The sequence below is a fragment of the Curtobacterium sp. VKM Ac-2887 genome (genome assembly GCF_015350935.1).
Classification (GTDB): domain Bacteria; phylum Actinomycetota; class Actinomycetes; order Actinomycetales; family Microbacteriaceae; genus Curtobacterium.
On sequence record NZ_JADKSB010000023.1, the window covers coordinates 26,627 to 46,741 of the forward strand.

Here is a 20,115-nt window from a genome sequence, read left to right on the forward strand (position 1 = left end):
CGGCTCCCGCCGGACAACCCGGTCCGGCTCCCGCCGGACAACCCGGTCCGGCTCCCGCCGGACAACCCGGTCCGGCTCCCGCCGGACAACCCGGTCCGGCTACCGCGGGGGCCTGGTGAACACCGCCACCAGCCCCGCCACCACCAGCAGGGCTCCGGCCGCCAGGCAGGCCGCCAGCAACAGGGTGGTCGGGTCGACCGAGAACACCGGGATCGCGCTCACGGCCATCGCGATCGCGAACACGAGCAGCACCACACCCCAGAAGATCGTGCCGAAGCGTGCACCACGGCGCGCCCGCGCAGGTTCCGGTGCCGGTACCGGCGCCGCAGGTGGGAACGTCTGGGTCGTCTCGTCGTCGTTCGTCATCGTCTCGTCCTTCACTCGTTGACGGTCAGCGCACGGGGCACGTCGGCGGCGCCCCCGAGGATCCACAGGTGCACGGTCGTCGTCCCGACCGCATCGGTACCGGCGGACCGTGCCGCCCGGTTCTCGACGGTGGTCGTGCCGAACAGCCCGCCGCTGCCGTCGTCGCCGGAGTCGCCGTCGGTGTCGACGCCGTACCCGACGCCGCTCACCTCGACCCGGACCGGCACGTCGGTCGGCAGCAGCACCTCGGCCCCGCCGGCGCCGAGCCACAGGTTCACGTCCCCGCCGGCGTCGGTCTCGTCGAGGCCGCGCAGGTCGAGGGTCGGCCCGCCGACGAGCATCGCGTAGTTCCGTTCCGACCCGGCGGCGACGCTGTCGACCCGCCAGGTGGTCCCGCCGATCAGCGAGACCTGCGTGCCGGCGGGCAGCACCCCGGTGACGACCAGGGCGACGACCCCGATCGTCGAGAACAGGCCGAGGGCACCGTCGTCGCGTCCCCGGATCCCGGCGACGATGGTCGCGATCGCCAGCACGGCGACCGCCGCGGCGATGCCGAGCACCGCCACCGGCCAGGCCTCCGCCTGCGCCCAGACCGCGACGCCGGCCCCGGCGACGAGCGCCAGCCCGAGCGACACGGCGACGTACGCCGCGCTCGACCGTCGCTCGGCGCGGGTCGCGCGCCAGGCGGCCGCCCGCTCCCGTTCGGCGCGCATCCGCTCGTCGTGTCGCCGCTGTCGGTCCTGCGGGGTGCCGGGGGCGTTCCACTGCCAGGAGGCCCGGCCCGCGTCCGACGCCTCCCCCGCGTCCGCCGTCCACGCGGCTCCACCGGCCGGGCGCGGGTCGTCGGGGCTCGTCCAGAAGTCGCGCCGTGTCCCCGCTGCCGCGGCGGCGTCAGCGTCGGGCGTCGGCCCGTCGGTGCGACGACGCGCGACCACCACGGCCAGCCAGACGATCCCGCCGACGAGCGCGATGCTCCACGCCGTGCGCAGGGTCGCCTCGAGCCAGCCGGGCATCCCCCACGCCGAGGGCACGCCCTGCCACCAGATCCCCTGGACCGCGGGCACGAAGGTCAGCACCACGAAGACGCCGATCCCGATGAGCGCCGGGTCGAGCACGCCGCGGATCATCCGCTCGACGTGGATCCGTCCTGTGGTGTCCGGCAGCAGCGCCCACCCGACGGCGTACGCCAGGAAGACCGGACCGCCGAGCAGGGCGACGACGATCGCGACGCCGCGGACGACGAGCGGGTCGAGTCCGGTGCGTCGGGCCACGGCACCGCAGACGCCGGCGAGCCAGCGGTCGTCGGTGCGGGCGACGTCGAGTCCGCGGATCCAGTCGAAGAACCGGGCCGTCGAGTCGGCGGTGCCGGCAGCCGGGCCGGGAGCCGTGTCGTGCTGGTGATCGGTCATGGTCTCCAGCATCCCGGCCCGCGGTGGCGGACACCATCGGGGTTTCCCCTGACCGGTCCCTGATCCCTGCCCCGAACCCTGCTGGTGCGGGCGCCCGAGTGCCAGGATTGGCCCATGGCCACCGCTCGGATGACCCGCCCGACCCCCAGGGTCCTCGGCGGTGTCTGCAGCGGGTTCGCGACGCACACCGGTCTGCCACTCGGGGCCGTCCGGGCGGCGACGGCGGTCCTGACGGTCTGCGGCGGGGCCGGGGTCCTGCTCTACGCGTGGCTGTGGGCCACCACCCCGAGCGCGACGGTGGCCGCGACGTCACCGCTCAAGGCCGTCCTCACGGCGCCCCGTGCGAACGGCGACGGCGACGCGACCGTGACCGTGAGCCGTCGAGCACCCGTCGTGGAGATCCTGCTCGGACTCGCACTGCTCGCCGCCGGGGGCGCGATCGTCGCCGTGCGCCTCGGCACCCAGGTCCCGCTCGAGGTCGTCGTGCCCGGTGTCGTGGTCGTCACCGGTGCTGCCCTGGCCTGGCGGCAGTTCGACGCCCTGCGCACCGTCCGGGCCGCGGCGTCGTCCCCCCTGGTCGTCCGGGCGCTCGGGGCACTGGTGCTCGTCGTGCTCGGCATCCTGTTGTTCTTCACCACGAGCGACCGGCCGAACGTGTGGACGGTGCTCAGCGCAGCGGTCGCGGTGCTGCTCGGCGTCGCCGTGGTCGTCGCGCCCTGGGTCGTGCGGCTCGTCCGGGACCTCGCCGACGAGCGCGCGGCACGGGTCCGCGACCTCGAGCGCGCCGAACTCGCCGCGCACCTGCACGACTCGGTGCTGCAGACGCTCGCGCTCATCCAGCAGAAGGCCGAGCCCGGCTCCGATGCCGCACGGCTCGCCCGGGCGCAGGAACGCGAACTGCGGTCGTGGCTGTTCGCTGGGCAGACCGAGCCGGCCCGTGACCTCGGCGCCGAACTGCGCGACGCCGCCGTCGACATCGAGGCCGAGTACCCGGTCCGCATCGACGTCATCGCGGTCGGTCCGTCGCGCACCGACCTGCCCGACGGTGTCGTCGCCGCTGCCCGCGAGGGGATGCTCAACGCGGCCCGGCACGCCGGCGGCACGATCAGCGTGTACGCCGAGACCGCGCAGGACGTCGTCGAGGTCAGCATCCGCGACCGTGGGCCGGGCTTCGACCCCGACGCTGTGCCCGAGGGACGGTACGGCGTGCGCGAGTCGATCACCGGGCGGATGCACCGACTCGGCGGCCGGGCGACCATCGCCCCGGGGCCCGGTCGCACCGGGACCGAGGTCCGGCTCCGGCTGCCGCTCGCGCCCTCCGACCCCCACCACGAGGAGGACGCATGACCGAGCCCGACCTGCTCACCGTCGCCATCGTCGACGACCACTCCATCTTCCGAGCCGGCGTGCGCGCCGGACTGCCACCGGGCCTCCAGGTCGTGGGTGAAGCCGCCACCGTCGACGAAGCCGTGACGCTCGTGGCGACCACCGCACCCCGTGTCGTCCTGCTCGACGTCCACCTGCCCGGCGGAGCCGGCGGTGGCGGCGCCGAGGTGATCACGCGGTCCGCTGCCGAGCGCCCGGGCACGCTGTTCCTGGCGCTGAGCGTGTCCGACGCGGCCGACGACGTCGTGCGGGTGATCCGGGCCGGGGCCCGCGGGTACATCACGAAGAGTTCGTCGAGCGCCGAGGTGGCCGAGGCCGTCCGACGGGTGGCGGAGGGCGACGCGGTGTTCTCGCCCCGCCTGGCCGGCTTCGTGCTCGACGCCTTCGGTGCGGTGAGCGGCGAGACCGCGCAGCACGACGCGGAACTCGACCGGTTGTCGGCGCGCGAGCAGGAGGTGATGCGCCTCATCGCGCGCGGGTACGCCTACAAAGAGGTCGCGTCCGAGCTCTTCATCTCGGTGAAGACCGTCGAGACCCACGTGTCGAGCGTGCTGCGGAAGCTGCAGCTGTCGAACCGGCACGAGCTGACGGCGTGGGCGCTGCAGCGCAAGCTGCTCTGAGCGCCCACGTCGACCCGATCTGTCTCACTTCGCGCTGATGCGGGTGTACTTGTTGACCGCCCACGGCACGAACACGACGAGCATCACGGCGATCCCGATCAGCACCGTCACGATCGGGTGCTGCATCGTCCAGATGTCCGGCACCGGCGCCGACCCGACGTTGCCGAACAGCTCACGGGCCGCCTGCACGAGCGACGACACCGGGTTCCACTCCGCGAACACCCGCAGCACCAGGGGCAGCGTGTCGCTCGGCACGAAGGCGTTCGAGATGAACGTCAGCGGGAACAGGATCATGAACGAGGCGTTGTTGATGACCTCCGGCGTCTTGACGCTCATGCCGAGCAGCGCCATCACCCAGCTGAACGCGTAGCTGAACAGCAGCAGCAGGGCGATGCCGGCCAGGAACTCGAGCGGCGACGAGTTCACCCGCCACCCGACGGCCAGCCCGGTGAGCATCATGATCGCCATCGAGATCGAGTTGAGCACGAGGTCGGAGTTGGTCCGACCGACGAGCACCGCGGACGCCGACATCGGCAGCGTGCGGAACCGGTCGATCAGGCCTTCCTTCAGGTCCTGTGCCATCGCCGACCCCGAGAAGGTCGCCCCGAACACGACGGTCTGCGCGAAGATCCCCGCCATCAGGAACTGCGTGTAGTCGGTGCCCTCGACCGCGATCGCGCCACCGTAGACCTGGCTGAAGAGCAGGACGAACATGATGGGCTGCAGCACCGCGAACACGAGCATGTCCGGCGACCGCTTGATCTTGATGAGGTTCCGCTTGGTGACGGTCCAGCCGTCCTCGAACCAGATGGCGACCGGCGAGGTGACGACGACGGGCAGTTGCCGACCCGGCGCGATGGTGGTGGCGGTCATCGGGCCGTCTCCTTCTGCTTGGTGGCGGCGGCTTCGTCGGCCTCGTCCTCCGTCGCGGCGTGGCCGGTGAGCCGCAGGAACACGTCGTCGAGCGTCGGTCGGCGCATGCCCGCGTCGTGCAGCTCGATGCCGGCGTCGCCGAGGTCGGCGAGCACCCGTTGCAGCGCGGTGGGGCCGGCCTCGACCGCGATGGCGTGGGTGCGGCCGTCACCAGAGGCCTCGACGTCGCCGACACCGTAGCGCCGCAGGACGGTCGTCACGGCGTCACCGTCGGTCTCGTCCACCAGGGTCACGACGACCCGGTGGCCGCCGACCTGCGCCTTGAGGTGGTCAGCGGTGCCCTCGGCGATGACCCGGCCGTCGTCGATGACCGCGATGTCGTCGGCGAGCCGGTCGGCTTCTTCGAGGTACTGCGTGGTGAGCAGGACCGTGGCACCCTGGGCCACCAGGTCCTCGATGATGCCCCAGAGCGCCAGCCGGCTGCGGGGGTCGAGGCCCGTGGTCGGCTCGTCGAGGAACAGCACGCGCGGGTTCATCACGAGGGCCCCGGCGAGGTCGATCCGTCGCCGCATGCCACCGGAGAAGCCCTTCACCGGGCGGTCCCCGGCCTCGGCCAGGTCGAACACGTCGATGAGCTCACGGGCACGCTCCCGCGACGTCTTCCGGCCCAGGTGGTAGAGCCGACCGATCATCTCGAGGTTCTCGAAGCCGGTCAGGTTCTCGTCGACCGCGGCGTACTGCCCGGACACCCCGATGGACCGCCGGGTGGCCTGGGGGTCGGCGATCACGTCGATGCCGTCGATCGTGGCCGTCCCGGAGTCCGGGGTGATGAGGGTGGTGAGCACCTTCACGGTCGTGGTCTTGCCCGCGCCGTTCGGCCCGAGCAGCGCCTTCACGGTGCCCTGCGGCACGGACAGGTCGAGTCCGGCCAGTGCGTGCACCGGCCCGGACTTCGACCGGTAGGTCTTGGTCAGCCCGGAGGCTTCGATGATGGCCATGTCGCTCCCTTGTCGACCACGGAGAATATCAGTGGGTCGGTGGGAACTCGTGACCGGTCACTCAGATGCCGAAGTCACCACCGAAGTCACTGGAGCCACCGCCGAAGTCGGATCCGCTGTCGCCCCAGCCCGCACTCTCGAACCCGCCGCCGTCGGACGCGCCACCATCGGACGCACCGCCGTCACCGGAGTCGGCTCCAGTGTCCTCCGAACCACCGTCACCCGCAGCGTCAGTACCGCCATCGAACGATCCGGGGTCCGGCAGGAAGGCGCTCATGATCGCCGAACCGATGACGTAGCCGGCCACGGTGCCGAGGATCGAGGCACCGATCATGCTGCCGAACGACGGTCCGCCGCGCTGCCCACCGAAGCGGCCACCACCGCCGACGCCACCGAGCGAGCGCTCCATGAAGCCCGGTTGGCGGATCTCGGACCGCGTCGCCGACTGCGCGAGCGAGCGGGGGTCGTCGCCGCGCGGGGCCTCACCGGGAGGCGCCGTGCGGGTGAACTCGTCGTAGACCATGCGGCGCTGTTCGTCGGTCAGCTTGGCGAACGCCTCGGCGTGCACCTCTTCGATGCGCTCGGGCGGCGCCGTGCGGAGCAGGTAGCGGTACCGCTCCACCGCGCGCTCGTCGTCGGTCGTCGCGCCCTGCTGCTGCGCGGGTGCACCGCCCCACTGCGGCACGCCGTACTGGCCGCCCTGCTGCTGCCCGGCCGGCACCCCCGTCGGCGCGGGCTGATGGTACGACTGCTGGCCGTACCGGTAGCCCTGCTGCTGCGGTTGCTGCGGCTGCCCCCACTGGTTCTGCTGCGCGTCGTACTGCTGCGCGTCACCGGTGCGGTCGCGGTCCGGACGTCCGAGCAGGCGGTCGAGGAATCCCATGGTCGATGCTCCTTCGGGTGCACGGGTGATCCGGTCGGACCGCCCGTGGCCTGCCACCCTATGGAGCGCGGTCGGCCGCTGACTGAGCGCCCGCTCAGAGTCAGCCGTGCGCCGCCGCGCCCGCGGGTGCGCCGTGCGCACCTGCACGACCCGTGCCGGGTCGGCAGCACCGTGCGCGCCTACAGCACCGCACCCAGCGGCCAACCACGCACCAGAACGCAGGCCCCGCACCGTGCGCACCACCCACCCGACGGGAGGCCCGTACCCGACCCGCCCCGCGCCTCCAGTCCGCACCGTGCGCACCTGCACGACCCGTGCCGGGTCGGCAGCACCGTGCACGCCTACAGCACCGCACCCAGCGGCCAACCCCGCACCAGAACGCAGGCCCTGCACCGTGCGCCGACCACACCTGCCGCGCGCACGCGCCGACTCAGCCCGCCGCCGCGCCCGCGGCGAGCGCGGCCGTCCACACCGCGTGCAGCTCGTCGGCGGCCCCGGGGTGCGCCACCAGGAACGGCTCCCCCACGGGCGGGAAGCCCTCGACCGGACCGGAGCGGGTCAGCACGATCCCGCCGGCCTCGTGCACGAGCAGCACGGCGGCCCCGTGGTCGACCGGGTTGAACGCGGACACGCACCCGCCGATCCCCCGGCCGGCCGCGACCTGCGCGATGGTCAACGTGCCGGAGCCCTGCACCCGCAGTGTGCACGACCGGTCGGCCAGGGCGTCGAGGAACGCGCCGAACCCGGGCCACGGCCGGTGCCCGTCGAGCTCGGTGCCGACGACCGCACCGGCGAGCGGCCGCGGGGTGTCGTCCAGCTGGAGCGGACGGTCGCGCAGGGTGGCACCGCGTCCGCGCCGCGCCTCGAGGACCTCGCCCCGCCACGGGTCGGCCACGACGCCGACGAGCGGCCGGCCACCGCGGGTCAGGCAGAGCGACATCGACGTCCAGGGCACGCCGTTCGCCAGGTTCGTGGTGCCGTCGACGGGGTCCAGGTACCAGCGGTGCCGGTCGCCGGGGGCGTCGCCGTACTCCTCGCCGGTGAAGCCGTGCGTCGGGAACGCCATCCGGACGCGGGACCGGACGTGCTGTTCGACCAGTCGGTCCACGTCGGTGACGAGGTCTGCGGGGTTCGCCTTGGTCCGTACCTCGCTGACGGGGTGCTCGCGGGTGAAGGCGATGACCTCGTGCGCGATGCGGTGTGCCAGGGCTTGGGCGCGCGAGGCGACCTCGGTCTCGGTCGGTTCGCGGTCCCGTTCCGGCCAGCCGTCCCGCTCCGCCGACGACAGTGCGGCGCCGATCGCGCCGACGTCGTTCGTCGTGATCGAGTCGACGCCGAGCCGTGCCGCCCAGAGCGCCGGTTCGGCTTCGTCGACGGTCCAGACGGCGACCCGCAGCCCCAGGGCGTGCGCGGCCTCGATGGTGCGCGGGGTGAGGAACGCGATGTCGAGGTTCAGGGTGGACGGGGTCAAGGCCTCCAGGTCGGCCGGAGTGGGCGGGTCGAGCGACTCCCACGCGAGCCAGACGTCGGCGTCGGGCAGCACCGAGCGGACCGCCGCCATGGCCGCTGGCGCTCCGCACCACGCCACGGTGGTGGACGCGGTGGACCCCGCGACGGTGCGGGCAGCGACGAGTCCGTCGGCCGCGTCCGTCAGGTCGACCAGCAGCACCGAGTGGCAGCCGTCGAGCCGTTCGAGGGCGGCGTCGAGCCGCGGGATCCGGTCGAGTCCGTTGCCGAGCCGGGCGACGTCGCACCACGCGACGTCGGACACCCGTCGGGCATCGCCCCACATCCGGCCGAGGGTCTCGTCGTGCAGCAGGACGGCGACGTCGTCGGCCGTGCGACGGACGTCGACCTCGATGACCTCGGCGCCGAGCGCCTCGGCGACCGCGATGGCGGGCAAGGTGTTCTCGCGCCGGACGCGCGGCGCACCGCGGTGGGCGACGAGCCGTGGCGGACGCACGCCGGGCCTCCCGGTCGGGCTGGTGGCGACCACCTGGTCGGCGGGCGCCGACACCGGGGCGCTCATCGGGTGCCCTCGAGCAGGGCGCCGTCGCGGTACACGAGCACCTCGCCGAGGCGGACCCCGGTCTCGGTGCCGACCGTCGGGGGTGCTCCGGTGACGAACGCGCGGAGCTCGGCGCCGTCGGCGGCCAGCACGACCTCGGCGAAGTGCCCGCGCATCAGCACGCGGGCGACGGTCGCACGGATCGGCGAGTCGTCGGTGAGCACGACCTGCTCGGGTCGGATCAGGACCGTGTCCGCCACGGTGGGGCTGACCGACGTGCCGGCCAGGAACCGGCCGGTGACGGGGCTCGTCGACCCGATGAACGACGCGACGAACCCGGTCGCGGGGCGGGCGTACAGCTCGGTGGGCGTCGCGATCTGCTCGATGCGGCCGTCGTGCATGACCGCGATCCGGTCCGAGATGCTGAGCGCCTCGTCCTGGTCGTGCGTCACGATCACGGTCGTGATGCCGAGACGCTGCTGGATGCGCCGGATCTCGTCGCGGACGCTCACCCGGAGCTTCGCGTCGAGGTTCGACAGCGGCTCGTCGAGGAGCAGCACGTCGGGCTCCTGCACGATCGCCCGCGCCAGGGCGACCCGCTGCTGCTCACCGCCCGAGATCGCGGTCGGTTTCGACCCGGCGTGGTGGCTCAGCCCGACGAGCTCGAGTGCGTCGCGCACCCGCTCGGCGACGCGCTGCTTCGGCACGCGTCTGGTCCGCAGCGGGAACGCCACGTTCTGCGTCACCGTCATGTGCGGCCACAGCGCGTAGTTCTGGAACACCATCGCGCTCGGCCGACGCTCCGGACCGATCGACGTGACGTCGCGGTCCCCCATCGTCACGACGCCGCCGTCGGCGGGCAGGAACCCCGCCACCATCCGGAGCGTCGTCGTCTTGCCGCACCCGGACGGCCCGAGGAGCGAGACGAGCTCGCCCTTCGCCACGTCGAGGTCGATGCCGGCGACGACGTCGCGTCCGCCGAGCGTCTTGCGCAGTCCGCGGATGCTGAGTCCGCCGGATCGGGTCCGGTCCGTCGTGCTGCCGTCGGCCGGGAGGCCCGTGGTGCGTTCCGCGACGAGCGCCTGGTCCGTCATCTGGTCGCCTTTCGTGCTGGTGGTGGTCATCGGTGTCGGTCCGGGTGTCGGTCCGGGTGTCGGTCCGGGTGTCGGCTCGGTCGGTTGCGGCCGGGTCATCGGATCTGGAAGCCGTCCGCCAGGCGGCCGCCCATGATGTGCTTCCGGGCGAGGAGCAGCAGGACCACGGACGGGATGCTCAGCGCGATCGCGAACACCGCCGAGACCTGCCGTGGGGAGTTCAGGACGAGCGAGTACATCGCCGTCGGCATCGTCATGTACGTCGGGGCGCCGACCAGGTACGTGCCCTGCGCCTCGTCGAACGACGCGAGGAAGGACATCACCATCGCGACGAGGATCCCCGGCCACGCGATCGGGAACGTCACCCGCCAGAAGGTCCGCCAGCGGCTCGCTCCGGCGTCGCGTGCTGCCTCCTCGAGGGACCGCGGCACGGCCGAGAACGCGGCGGCGGGCAGCCACGTCATGAACACCACGCACCCGAGGACGTGCACGATGAGGATGCCCGTGACCGTGTTCATGAGGTTCAGCGCGGTGAACATGGCCGACATCGTGACGAAGAGGCCCATCTTCGGGAACGCGTTCGTGGCGAACAGCCCGACCAGGACGAGCCGTCGCCCAGGGAACTCGATGCGGCTGATCGCCCACGCGGCCGGCAGGCAGACCACGGCGGCGATGAGGACCGTCAGCGGGGCGAGGACGAGCGAGTTCTGGACGGCGACCGCAAGGCTCCGGTCCTCGAACACGGTGCGCCACCACTGCAGCGTCCAGCCGTCGGGCAACAGGTTCGGGTACGTCCAGGTCGTGGCGAAGGCACGAGCCGCCAGCCAGAGGAGCGGACCGAGCACGAAGACGGCCAGCACGACAGCGGTCGCCCAGACGAGGGTGTTCCCGGTGAGTCGCTTGATCACGGCTGCTCCTGCTTCTGCTGCTGCTTCCGCAGCTCGCCGGCGTTCGCCCGGACCGTCGAGCGCAGGTAGAACACGCTCGCGGCCGCGGCGAAGGCGAACACGATGAACGCCATCGCCGTCGACTGCTGCGGGCGGTTGTAGGCCTGGAAGTACTTCGAGATGTCGACACCGAGCATCGTCGGGGCGTTCGGACCGGTGAAGTACGGCACCGTGAACGACCCGAGGACCCCGATGACGGTGAACGTCGTCGCGATGACGAGCGGGGTCGCCGCCATCGGCAGGAGCACCTGCCAGACCACACGCCAGGTGCTCGCGCCGGCGTCCTTCGCGGCCTCGACCAGGGCGTCCGGGGTCCCCTGCAGCGCGCCGGCGATCATCAGCACGGCGAACGGCAGGCTCGTCCAGACGCTGCCGAACACGACGGCGACGAGGGTGTAGCCCCACACCGGGACGTCGAGGCCGAACTGGGCACCGAGGCTGCGGAGGAAGCCCTGCGCATCGGTGAACGTCAGGACCGACCAGCTCGCGATGACCACCGGCACGAAGAGCGGGACCACGGCCAGGACGCTGAGGCTCTTGCCGAGGAAGCCACCGCGGAGCCGGAGGATCACGGCCACCGCCACGGCGAGCGCCACGGTCAGGCCGGTCGACAGCGCGGTGACCCCGAGCGTCGCGACGAGGTCGCGCAGGAACGTGGCGTTGCCGAGCAGGGTGCCGTACACGGCGAACGAGAAGCCGCGCACGGTGTCGCCGCCGATGTCCGCAAGTGCCTGGTTCAGGCCGCCGGTGAACCCGAGGCTGAACAGGGCGGCGTTCACGACAGGCACGCCGACGAACAGGACCACGACGAGGACGGGCGCCGCGACGAGGGCGAGGCCCTGCCACCGCCGACGGCGGTCGAGCCGCTCCTGGACGGACAGCCGACCTGCGGTGTCCGCCGTGCCGTGGACGGGCGACGGGACGGGCGGGAGGCCCGTGGCGGAGTCGCCACGGGCCTCCCGGTCGGTCGCCGGGCCGTCCTGGACGGTCTGGGTCACTGCGGGACCTTCGCGTCCCACGCCGCGTTCATGTCGGCGGCGAAGTCGCTCTGGAACCCGAGGCGGAGCTGCGAGGGGTTCGCGTCGGCGAACTGCTCCGCGACCGACGCCGGCAGGCTGTCGAGCGGGATGACCGGGTAGCCGGAGACGGCGCTCGCGACGAGCTGCTGCCCCTTGGAGCTCAGCACGAAGTCGGCGAGCTGTTCGGCGGCGGCCTTCTTGGCCTTCGGCTCGGTCTTCGGGATGCCGAGGAAGCTGGCGCTGCCGGTGAACGACGGGTCGGTGATCTGGATCGCCTTGACGGTCTTCGGGATCACGCCGGTCTTCTGCGAGGTGATGAACTGGTCGCTCCACACCGGCGCCATCGCGATCTGGCCGCTGCCGAGCAGCTGCACGACCTGGTCGTTGCCGTTCGGGTAGACCCCCTTCTGGTACGTCGAGGGGCCGAGGTCCTTGAGCGCTGCGAAGCCCTTGTCCCACTTCGACTCGAGCGACTTGTCGTACGTCGTCTGCATCGTCGCCTGCTCATCCGCGGTCAGGTACTTCGCGAGCACCGTGGCGACGAACGAGCCGCCCGAGCCGCCGGACGACGGGGAGTTGTACGCGAACTGACCGGGGTTGGACTTGATCCAGGCGAGGAGGTCGTCGAGGGTCTCCGGCGGGTCCGTCACCTTGCTCGAGTCGTAGGCGAGCAGGACGCTCGAGGCGCGGTACGGGATCGCGCTGTCGCCGCCCTGCTGCTTCGTGGCCTCGGGGACGTCCTTCAGGTTCGGGATCGTGCTGTCGCTGACCGTGCTGAGCAGTCCGGCCTTGCCCGCGGTGCTGACGAAGCCGGCGTCGACCAGGTCGTACGCGACGGACTTGCCGGCCTTGACCGCGGTGGCCAGGTTCGCCTGGGTCTGCGCGTCGTGCTCGCCGTGCAGGTCGATGCTCGTGCTGACGTGGATCTTCGGGTTCGCCTTCTCGAAGGCGGGGATGAGCGACTTGTCCCAGAGGTCCTGGACGTTCGTGTCGCCGCTGATGAACACGGTGAGGTTCGTGGTGCCGCCGCTCGTGTCCGCGGCGTTCGAGGCGTTGGCGCTCTGGACGCAGCCGGACAGTGCGACGGTCGCGGCCGCCGCGATGGCGAGGCCGGCGAGGACTCGGGTCTTCACGTCGATGATCTCCCTGTTCCGTGGGGTGGGGTCGTGCGGGGTGGGGTGGTGCGGGGTGGTGCGGCGCGGGCCGTGTGGGAACGTTCCCGCGCCGAGGTCGAGTGTGGCGCTGCCGGGTGAACGCCGGGTGCCGCGGGCGTCGCCGCCGGGTGAACTCCGGGGGTGCGTGGCCGTCGCAGCGCCTGCTCTGGTGCGAGGTTGATCACCCCGTGCGCCGCAACAACCTCGCACCGAGTGGCGAACTTCGCACGGCGCGCTCAGCGTCGCATCCGAACGCCTGCCCGCCGCAGCTTCGCGCGCAACGTCGCCTCGTCCCAGAGATCAGCCCATCGCAACCGCACGACGTGCCGGACGCCGGGCATGGACCGCAGCCGGTCCTCCCGGTACTTCTCGGCGATGACCACGTCCTCCGCCGAACGCCCGTTCCGCATCGTCGGGTCCCGGTACTTCACCTCGCCGTCGAACTCGACCACGACGCCGGCCGAGGGGAACCAGAAGTCCACCACGATGTCCGGTTGCCCGGACGACCGGAAACGGTGCTGCAGGACGGGCTCCTCCGTGCCGAACTGATCGAACCGGGTGCGCGCGATCGACTCACCCGGCGAGTCCGACGCGGAGTCGGCGAAGTCCACCGCACGGAGCGCGCGACGGCGCCCCTTGGGGCCACGTCGCGCGATCGTGTCGCGCACGGCTGCTCGGGGAAGACCCCGACGGAGCAGGTCGTCAAGCGCCACGACGGCGTCCATGAACGGGAGCGTGAGGGCCACGTCGGCAGCGATCCGAACAGGTCCGCTCAGCTGCAGGCCTTCCGGCGTGCTGATCCGGTTCGGGTCTGGTACCGGGTCGAGGTCGGCGTGGACGACGAAGGAAGCATTCGTGGTCCGCCGATCACTCCCGACCGAGGTCACGTGCACTCGATCGGGCGGCGGCGACACCGTCGGCACACCGAGTACGACCGCCGCCGAGACGTGTGAGACGACCTGGTCGGGTCCGATGCGATCGGCGGACGCACCGACGCGGACCAGGTGCTGTTCCGCTGGCCGGAGGGCTGCCCAAGCGGCAGCGTCGACGAACTTCCCTCGCCCGATGCGGACGAGCTCCTGCGCGTCCGCCCGCCTCCTGATCACCTCGGACTCGGCTGGATGGTGCGCCGAGGTCCGGAGGACGGTGACGGCGGGAAGTGGGGCGAGGGCGATCTGACGGTTCACCCCGACGATGGTGATGGTCGGGGAACGGGAGCCGTCGGGACGGCGGCGGATCTGTGGACAAGACGAGGGCGACGCCCGCCTGTGGAGAGGCCGGAGCCGTCCGGGCTGCGAGACTGTCCGGGTGAACACACGCACCTGGGGTTGGCTCGCAGCCGTCATCGACGTCGTCCTCATCGTCGTCTTCGCGCTCATCGGCCGTTCCTCCCACGGCGAGGGCAACACCGCACTGGGGATCTGGACCACCGTCTACCCGTTCCTGGCGGGCTGGGCGATCGGGTACGTGACGAGTGGAGCCTGGGCCCGCCCGCTGCGCTTCTGGCCGACCGGCGTCGTCGTCTGGATCCTCACGGTGTTCGTCGGCATGGCGATCCGCGTCGCCACGGGTCAGGGCGACGTCGACGGCAACCCGCTGCCGATCTCCTTCGTCATCGTCGCCACGATCGTGCTCGGGGTGTTCCTGCTCGGTTGGCGCGCGATCGCCCGCGGGGTGCTGCGCTTCACCGCGTCGCGGTCCCGGCAGGACGCCGCCGCGACCGAGGCGTGAACGGCAGCCGCGTGAACGGCAGCCGCGGGTCCCAGCCGACCATCCTCGACGTCGCCGCACGAGCAGGCGTCTCGAAGTCGGCGGTGAGCCGTGTCCTCTCCGGCACCGGACGGTTCTCCGACGAGACTCGCGAGCGGGTCGAGCGCGCCGCAGCCGAGCTCGGGTACGTCGCCAACGCCATGGCACGCGGGCTCGTCAGCGGTCGGACGCACACCATCGGGATGCTCGTCCGCGATGCGTCGTCGATGGTCTACACCGCACTGCACGCCGTGATGGAGCGCCGCGCGTCCGAGCTGGGCTACCGCGTCGTCACCACCACGGGTGTCGGCCGTGTCGAGGACGAGAAGTCCGCACTCGCCGCACTCGTGTCGATGCGGGTGGACGGCCTCGTGGTCTGCAGCGGCTTGATGCCGTCGGCCGACATCGCCGAGTTCGCCCCGCGGATCGCCACCGTGGTCGCCGGTCGGCCCGAACTCCACCCGGCACTGTCCAGCGTGTACTGCGACGAGGTGGACGGTGGCGCGACCATCGCCGACGCCGTCGCCGACGCCGGCCACGGCACGGTCGCCGTACTCACCGTCCCGCTCGACAACGCGATCACGCAGCACGCCCGCTCGACGGCGATGGTCGAACGGCTCCGCGCGCGTGGTGTCCGGGTCATCGACATCGACGCCAGCTTCGTGCGACCACCGGACGACCTCGCCGCCGACCTGGTCGACGCGATGCACGAGTCGGACGTGACCGCGGTGATGTGTCCGACGGACCGGCTCATGCTCGACGTGTGCGAGGCGCTCGCCCGCCGCGGTGTCCGGGTCCCGCACGACCTGTCGGTCACCGGGTTCGACGGCGTGTACCCCCTCGCGAGCGACTGGATCGGGTTCACGACGCTCGAGCAGCCGATCGAACGCATCGGCCGCGAGGCGATCGACCTCGTCATCGGCCGGATCGACGACCCGACGCGTGCTGTCGAGCACCGCTCACTCCGGGGCACGGTCGTGCCGGGCCGCACCCTGCTCCCCCGCTGAGTGACGGACCACGCTCGGTGCGAGCTTCGCCGGCTCGTGCGGGGTCAGCTAGTCAAGCACGGTGCGCTCCGGGGTAGACGGTGCCAGCTTCGTGGGCACGTGCGAGGTTCCCGAGTGCTGCACGGTGCGAGCTTCGCCGGCCTGTGCAGCAGTGATGGCTCGGTGCGGCGCCACAAGGGCGCACGGAGCGAGCAACCTCGCACGGATCGCGGGACTCCGCACGGTGCGGGCTTCGCCGCCACCGCCGCCGCCACCGCGCGCCACCGCCACGCGCCGCGCGCCGCCACGGCTAGAACAGCCCGCTGCGCGGACCCTCGTCCGGGCCGTCGAACCCGCGGAACATGTCGGACACGAGCGCCTCGATCTGCGGTTCGACCAGGCGCTCGACCGCCTCGGCGATGCGCGGACGGTGGTCGATGAGCGCCAGGCACACCGCCGTCCCGGTCGAGCGAGCGCACTCGTCGGACAGCTCGATCTCGTGCCGGAGCGCCGCCTTCGCCTCGTCCGACAGCGGCTCCCGTGGTGTCTGTTCCCCCGCGCCCGTCCCCGCGAGCTCCCCGAGCGTGAAGAGGAACGGCGAACCCGGCGAGGGCTCGGGATCGACGTCGAGGCCCTGGAACTCGGGCGACAGCCCCTCCGCCGGTTGGTAGCCGGCGTGCCGCTTCCGCGCCGCCGCACGCTCGAGCTCGCGCTGCAGCAGCGGCAGGTTCTTGGCGGTGTAGTCGTCGACGGCGTCCTCGACGATGGTCGAGATCCGGCCGATGAGCGCGTGCTGGACGGCGTGCGGGACGTCCTGCCCGAAGCCGGCGGCACTCGCGATCGGGGACCCGGTGCACTTCCGGCAGATGCGGGTGCGCGGGCGTGCGGTGCCGATCTGCCAGCGCGGCAGCCAGCGCAGCCAGACGTCGACAGCGCTGCGCACGCGTCCGTCGATGCCGTCCATCCCTCAACGATACGGAGCGGAGGCGCGGATCACCCGCTCATTCCGCGCGCCTGCCCAGAACGGCCGGGTTCTCAGGCCTTGGGTTCCGTCACGAAGTCGATGAGCTCCTCGACACGGCCGAGCAGCTGCGGCTCGAGGTCGGCGAAGGTGCGCACCTGCCCGAGGATCCGCTGCCACGCCCGCGCGATGTCGGCCTGCTCGGCGTTCGGCCACCCGAGCGCCTGGCAGATCCCCTTCTTCCACTCGATCGACCGCGGGATCGTCGGCCAGGACTGCAGTCCGACGCGGGCGGGCTTCACGGACTGCCAGACGTCGACGAACGGGTGCCCGACGACGAGCACGTGCGCGCCCCACTTGCCGCGCATCACGGCGTCGGCGAACCGGGACTCCTTCGACCCGGGCACCAGGTGGTCGACGAGCACGCCGACGCGACGGTCTCGCGAGGGCTGGAACTCATCGAGCACCGAAGCCAGGTTGTCGACGCCGGAGAGCTCCTCGACGACGACACCCTCGACGCGCAGGTCGGCACCCCAGACCTTCTCGACGAGCTCGGCGTCGTGCTTGCCCTCGACCATGATCCGGCTCGGCAGGGCCACCCGGGCACGCTGCGACTCCACCGCGAAAGACCCGGACGCGGTGCGGAGGCGACCACCGTCGGACGCCTGCCGCACGGCGGGCGCGGCCCCGGGCCTCCAGTCCGAGTGAACGGAACCCAGCGAACCCGGCGAGCCGGCAGCAGCTGCGGCAGACCGGCCGACCGGCGCCCGCGGGCGGCCCAGTGTGACGAGCTCGCCCTCGAGCAGGAACTGCCCGGTGAAGGGGAACGAGCGGGTGCGGCCCTTCCAGTCCTCGAGCGCGATGTTGCCCGCCTCGAGTCCGACGACGGCACCGGCCCACCCGGAGTCCGGGTCCTCGAGCACCATGTCGCGTTCGAGCGGCACCTGCCGCACCTTCTTCACCCCGCGGGAGCGCCAGTCTCCCGAGAGCACGTCCCCGCCGTACCGGTCGTCGTCCACCCGCACGAGGGTACTGTCGACGTCGGCCCGGACGACGTCGACCGCGCCGACACCCACCATCTCGACGGAAGGCCTCCCGTGCGCGCAGCGATCATCCACGCCCCCAACGACATCCGCGTCGAGGAGCGCGACCGCCCCTCGGTCCTCACCCCGAAGGACGTCGTCGTCAAGGTCGTCGCCGCGTGCGTGTGCGGCTCGGACCTGTGGCCGTACCGCGGCGTCACGAAGACGAAGGAGCCCCGGCCGATCGGGCACGAACTCGTCGGCGAGGTCGTCGCCGTCGGCGACGCGGTCACCGACCTGCACGAGGGCGACTTCGTCATCTCCCCCTTCACGATGAACGAGGGCACCTGCCAGGCCTGCCGCCACGGGATGACCAGCGGCTGCGACCACCTGTCCGGCTTCGGCGGGAAGGACGCGTACGGCGACCCGGTCGGCGGCGCGCAGGCCGAGTACGTCCGCATCCCGGACGCGTCCGCGACGCTGGTGGCGGTGCCCGGCCCCGTCGACCCGGCACTCGTGCCGTCGCTGCTGACCCTGTCCGACGTCTTCTCCACCGGGCACCACGCCGCGGTGTCGGCGGCGGTCGGTCCGGGCAAGACGGTCGTGGTGGTCGGCGACGGCGCGGTCGGCCTGTCCGCCGTGCTCGCGTCGAAGCGACTCGGCGCCGAGCGCATCATCGCCATGAGCCGGCACGCCGATCGCCAGGCGCTGGCACGCGAGTTCGGCGCGACGGACATCGTGTCCGAGCGCGGCGAGGAGGGCGTCGCGGCGATCCGCGAGCTGCTCGGCGGCGACCTCGCCGACTGCGCGGTGGAGGCCGTGGGCACCGAGGAGAGCATGGACCAGGCGCTGCACTCGGTGCGCGCGGGCGGCAACCTCGGCTTCGTCGGGGTCCCGCACGGCGTGCCGACGATCGGTACGCGCTACCTCTTCGACACGAACATCACCGTCGCGGGCGGGATGGCGCCGGCACGGAAGTACATCCCGGAGCTGCTGCCCGACGTGCTGTCCGGAGCGATCGACCCCGGGCGCGTGTTCGACCTGGAGCTGCCGCTCGACGAGGCCGCCGAGGCGTACCGGGCGATGGACGAGCGCCGGGCGATCAAGGTGCTGCTGCGGCCGTAGGCGCCGGTCGCTCGCCCGCGCCCGGTCGGCGTCCGGCGCGCCTGGGTCGGGGCGGCACGTTTCGCGCAGCAGAACGCGTGTTTCGAATCGGTAAACAAACCTTTCAGTAAAGAAGGTTGTCCGTTACAGTCCTCGACATGACCACACGAGGACGCACCCCCGGCCAGCCCGGTCTGCTGCGCGTCCTGAACGACCGTGCGGCCCTCGAGCTGCTGCTCGACGACGGCCCGCTCACCCGCAACGAGATCGCGCAGCGCACCGGGCTCAGCAAGCCCACCGCCGCCGAGATCATCCGCCGGCTCGAATCGGCTGCGCTCATCCGCCAGGCCGGCACGGACACCCAGGCCGGGCGTCGCGGGCCGAGCGCCGTCGTGTACGAAGCGATCACCGACCGCGACCTCGGTGTCGCGGTGGACGTCCAGCTCGTCGACGTCCGGTCGACCGTGGTGGACGCCGCCGGTCGCACGTTCCCGGTCGCCACGCACCGGATGTCCGAGGCCGAGGTGCGCTCCCCCGGCGCCGACATCGTCGCCGCAGCGATCTCCCGCGCAGCCGCCGCGGCCGGTGTCGACCCCGAGCTCGTCACCGCCGTCGCGGTGGGTGTGCAGGCGAGTGTCGACCACGCCACCGACACCCTCATCTTCACCGACGGACTGCCCGGCTGGCCTCGTGAGCAGGTCAGCGCGACCCTCTCCGCCGAGCTCGGGGTCCACGTCGTCGTCGAGAACGACGCCAACCTCGCCGCCATCGCCGAACGCAACATGGGCGCCGGTCGGGCTCCCGGGTCCTTCGCGCTCTTCTGGATGGCCGAGGGCCTCGGCATGGCCCTCGACCTGCACGGTCACCTGCACACCGGCGCCTCCGGTGCCGCGGGGGAGATCGGCTACCTCAGCGTGCCCGCCGACGCACGCTCCATCGACCCGACGGCCACGATCGTCGCGGACCTCATCTCCGAGTCCGCGATCATCGCCCTGGCCGCCGAGCACGGGATCACGGCACCGGACGGCACCGCAGCCGACTGGCGCCAGGTGCTCCCGCAACTGCCCGGCCTGCCCGAGCAGCACCCCTTCACCGTCGCCCTCGGCGAGCGCGTCGGGCACAACGTGCTCCCCGCCCTCGCCGTGGCCGATCCCGAGACGGTCGTCCTGCACGGCCCGACCGGGATCGCCGGTGGCCCCGCCCTGGCCGCCGCCGTGACCGCCTGGCTCCGGACCCGCTCGCGCTGGTCCACCGCCGTGGTCGCGCCCGGCGTCCCCGACACCCCTGTCCTGCACGGTGCGCGGCACGTCCTCATCGACGTCGTCCGCACCGCGCTCGCGGACCGGCTCGAGCGCATCAGTGACGATGCCCCGACGCCGGACCCCGTCGAGCGCCCCTGAACGTTCCACCCGCACCACTCGAGGCACCATTACCCAGCCCTGTCACAGGGCTCTTCGTCGCGCCCGGAAACGGACGGCGACGGAGCGAGACCAGAGAGCGAGTACCGCCTTGTCCCTCCCCGAACCGAACGTCCCG

At 72.3% G+C, this 20,115-nt stretch carries 19 protein-coding genes; 6 read left to right on the plus strand and 13 right to left on the minus strand.

Features of this window, described 5'->3' with window-relative positions; all coding sequences use genetic code 11:
• Window positions 1-99: 99 nt before the first annotated feature.
• Together ITJ69_RS18120 and ITJ69_RS18125 are read right to left on the minus strand one after the other, a co-directional pair.
• Window positions 100-366: a hypothetical protein gene (locus ITJ69_RS18120; RefSeq protein WP_148058357.1), complete on the minus strand. Its 267-nt coding sequence runs from the start codon at window positions 364-366 to the stop codon at window positions 100-102.
• Between the two features lie 11 nt (window positions 367-377).
• Entirely contained in the window at window positions 378-1,775 is a 1,398-nt protein-coding gene (locus tag ITJ69_RS18125) for a PspC domain-containing protein (protein ID WP_159574147.1), read from the minus strand.
• 114 nt (window positions 1,776-1,889) lie between these two features.
• On the opposite strand from ITJ69_RS18125, the gene ITJ69_RS18130 reads away from it, so the two are divergent.
• Together ITJ69_RS18130 and ITJ69_RS18135 are read left to right on the plus strand one after the other, a co-directional pair.
• Window positions 1,890-3,122, plus strand: coding sequence for an ATP-binding protein (locus ITJ69_RS18130; RefSeq protein WP_194673583.1), 1,233 nt, complete (start codon window positions 1,890-1,892; stop codon window positions 3,120-3,122).
• Complete coding sequence (locus tag ITJ69_RS18135; RefSeq protein ID WP_194673584.1) at window positions 3,119-3,781, plus strand: LuxR C-terminal-related transcriptional regulator; 663 nt, start codon at window positions 3,119-3,121, stop codon at window positions 3,779-3,781. The genes ITJ69_RS18130 and ITJ69_RS18135 overlap by 4 nt, the downstream gene beginning before the upstream one ends.
• Before the next feature lie 24 nt (window positions 3,782-3,805).
• On the opposite strand, the gene ITJ69_RS18140 is transcribed toward ITJ69_RS18135, so the two are convergent.
• From ITJ69_RS18140 to ITJ69_RS18180, 9 genes are all read right to left on the minus strand, one after another.
• Window positions 3,806-4,654 (minus strand): ABC transporter permease, encoded by an 849-nt coding sequence (locus tag ITJ69_RS18140; protein WP_123294045.1) that lies wholly within the window; start codon window positions 4,652-4,654, stop codon window positions 3,806-3,808.
• Window positions 4,651-5,652 carry an ATP-binding cassette domain-containing protein gene (locus ITJ69_RS18145; RefSeq protein ID WP_123340758.1) on the minus strand — a complete coding sequence of 334 codons (1,002 nt, stop codon included), beginning with the start codon at window positions 5,650-5,652 and terminating at the stop codon, window positions 4,651-4,653. The genes ITJ69_RS18140 and ITJ69_RS18145 overlap by 4 nt, the downstream gene beginning before the upstream one ends.
• A gap of 61 nt (window positions 5,653-5,713) precedes the next feature.
• Window positions 5,714-6,535 carry a hypothetical protein gene (locus ITJ69_RS18150; RefSeq protein ID WP_228506082.1) on the minus strand — a complete coding sequence of 274 codons (822 nt, stop codon included), beginning with the start codon at window positions 6,533-6,535 and terminating at the stop codon, window positions 5,714-5,716.
• A 430-nt stretch (window positions 6,536-6,965) separates the two neighbouring features.
• Window positions 6,966-8,564 carry an inositol monophosphatase family protein gene (locus tag ITJ69_RS18155; protein WP_194673585.1) on the minus strand — a complete coding sequence of 533 codons (1,599 nt, stop codon included), beginning with the start codon at window positions 8,562-8,564 and terminating at the stop codon, window positions 6,966-6,968.
• A complete protein-coding gene (locus ITJ69_RS18160) occupies window positions 8,561-9,667 on the minus strand; it encodes an ABC transporter ATP-binding protein (protein ID WP_194673586.1) in 1,107 nt (368 codons plus the stop codon). The genes ITJ69_RS18155 and ITJ69_RS18160 overlap by 4 nt, the downstream gene beginning before the upstream one ends.
• A gap of 65 nt (window positions 9,668-9,732) precedes the next feature.
• Window positions 9,733-10,545, minus strand: a complete 813-nt coding sequence (locus ITJ69_RS18165; RefSeq protein WP_194673587.1) for an ABC transporter permease — start codon at window positions 10,543-10,545, stop codon at window positions 9,733-9,735.
• Entirely contained in the window at window positions 10,542-11,582 is a 1,041-nt protein-coding gene (locus ITJ69_RS18170) for an ABC transporter permease (protein ID WP_194673588.1), read from the minus strand. The genes ITJ69_RS18165 and ITJ69_RS18170 overlap by 4 nt, the downstream gene beginning before the upstream one ends.
• The gene (locus ITJ69_RS18175; RefSeq protein WP_159574140.1) at window positions 11,579-12,736 is read right to left on the minus strand and encodes an extracellular solute-binding protein; all 1,158 of its coding nucleotides are present in this window, start codon (window positions 12,734-12,736) and stop codon (window positions 11,579-11,581) included. Before ITJ69_RS18175 ends, ITJ69_RS18170 begins: the two co-directional genes overlap by 4 nt.
• A 257-nt stretch (window positions 12,737-12,993) precedes the next feature.
• Window positions 12,994-13,944: a hypothetical protein gene (locus ITJ69_RS18180; RefSeq protein ID WP_131921619.1), complete on the minus strand. Its 951-nt coding sequence runs from the start codon at window positions 13,942-13,944 to the stop codon at window positions 12,994-12,996.
• A gap of 121 nt (window positions 13,945-14,065) precedes the next feature.
• On the opposite strand from ITJ69_RS18180, the gene ITJ69_RS18185 reads away from it, so the two are divergent.
• Window positions 14,066-14,488: a DUF3054 domain-containing protein gene (locus tag ITJ69_RS18185; protein ID WP_235035981.1), complete on the plus strand. Its 423-nt coding sequence runs from the start codon at window positions 14,066-14,068 to the stop codon at window positions 14,486-14,488.
• Window positions 14,485-15,513, plus strand: coding sequence for a LacI family DNA-binding transcriptional regulator (locus ITJ69_RS18190; protein ID WP_323743149.1), 1,029 nt, complete (start codon window positions 14,485-14,487; stop codon window positions 15,511-15,513). Before ITJ69_RS18185 ends, ITJ69_RS18190 begins: the two co-directional genes overlap by 4 nt.
• A gap of 289 nt (window positions 15,514-15,802) precedes the next feature.
• On the opposite strand, the gene ITJ69_RS18195 is transcribed toward ITJ69_RS18190, so the two are convergent.
• Together ITJ69_RS18195 and ITJ69_RS18200 are read right to left on the minus strand one after the other, a co-directional pair.
• Window positions 15,803-16,456 (minus strand): spermidine/putrescine ABC transporter substrate-binding protein, encoded by a 654-nt coding sequence (locus tag ITJ69_RS18195; RefSeq protein ID WP_123294054.1) that lies wholly within the window; start codon window positions 16,454-16,456, stop codon window positions 15,803-15,805.
• A 71-nt stretch (window positions 16,457-16,527) separates the two neighbouring features.
• Window positions 16,528-17,472, minus strand: a complete 945-nt coding sequence (locus ITJ69_RS18200) for a DUF3097 domain-containing protein (RefSeq protein ID WP_194673590.1) — start codon at window positions 17,470-17,472, stop codon at window positions 16,528-16,530.
• 78 nt (window positions 17,473-17,550) lie between these two features.
• Here ITJ69_RS18200 and ITJ69_RS18205 point away from each other — a divergent pair, with 78 nt between their 5' ends.
• Together ITJ69_RS18205 and ITJ69_RS18210 are read left to right on the plus strand one after the other, a co-directional pair.
• Window positions 17,551-18,600, plus strand: a complete 1,050-nt coding sequence (locus ITJ69_RS18205; protein ID WP_194673591.1) for a zinc-binding dehydrogenase — start codon at window positions 17,551-17,553, stop codon at window positions 18,598-18,600.
• A 137-nt stretch (window positions 18,601-18,737) separates the two neighbouring features.
• Entirely contained in the window at window positions 18,738-19,979 is a 1,242-nt protein-coding gene (locus ITJ69_RS18210; RefSeq protein WP_123294056.1) for an ROK family transcriptional regulator, read from the plus strand.
• Window positions 19,980-20,115: the final 136 nt, after the last annotated feature.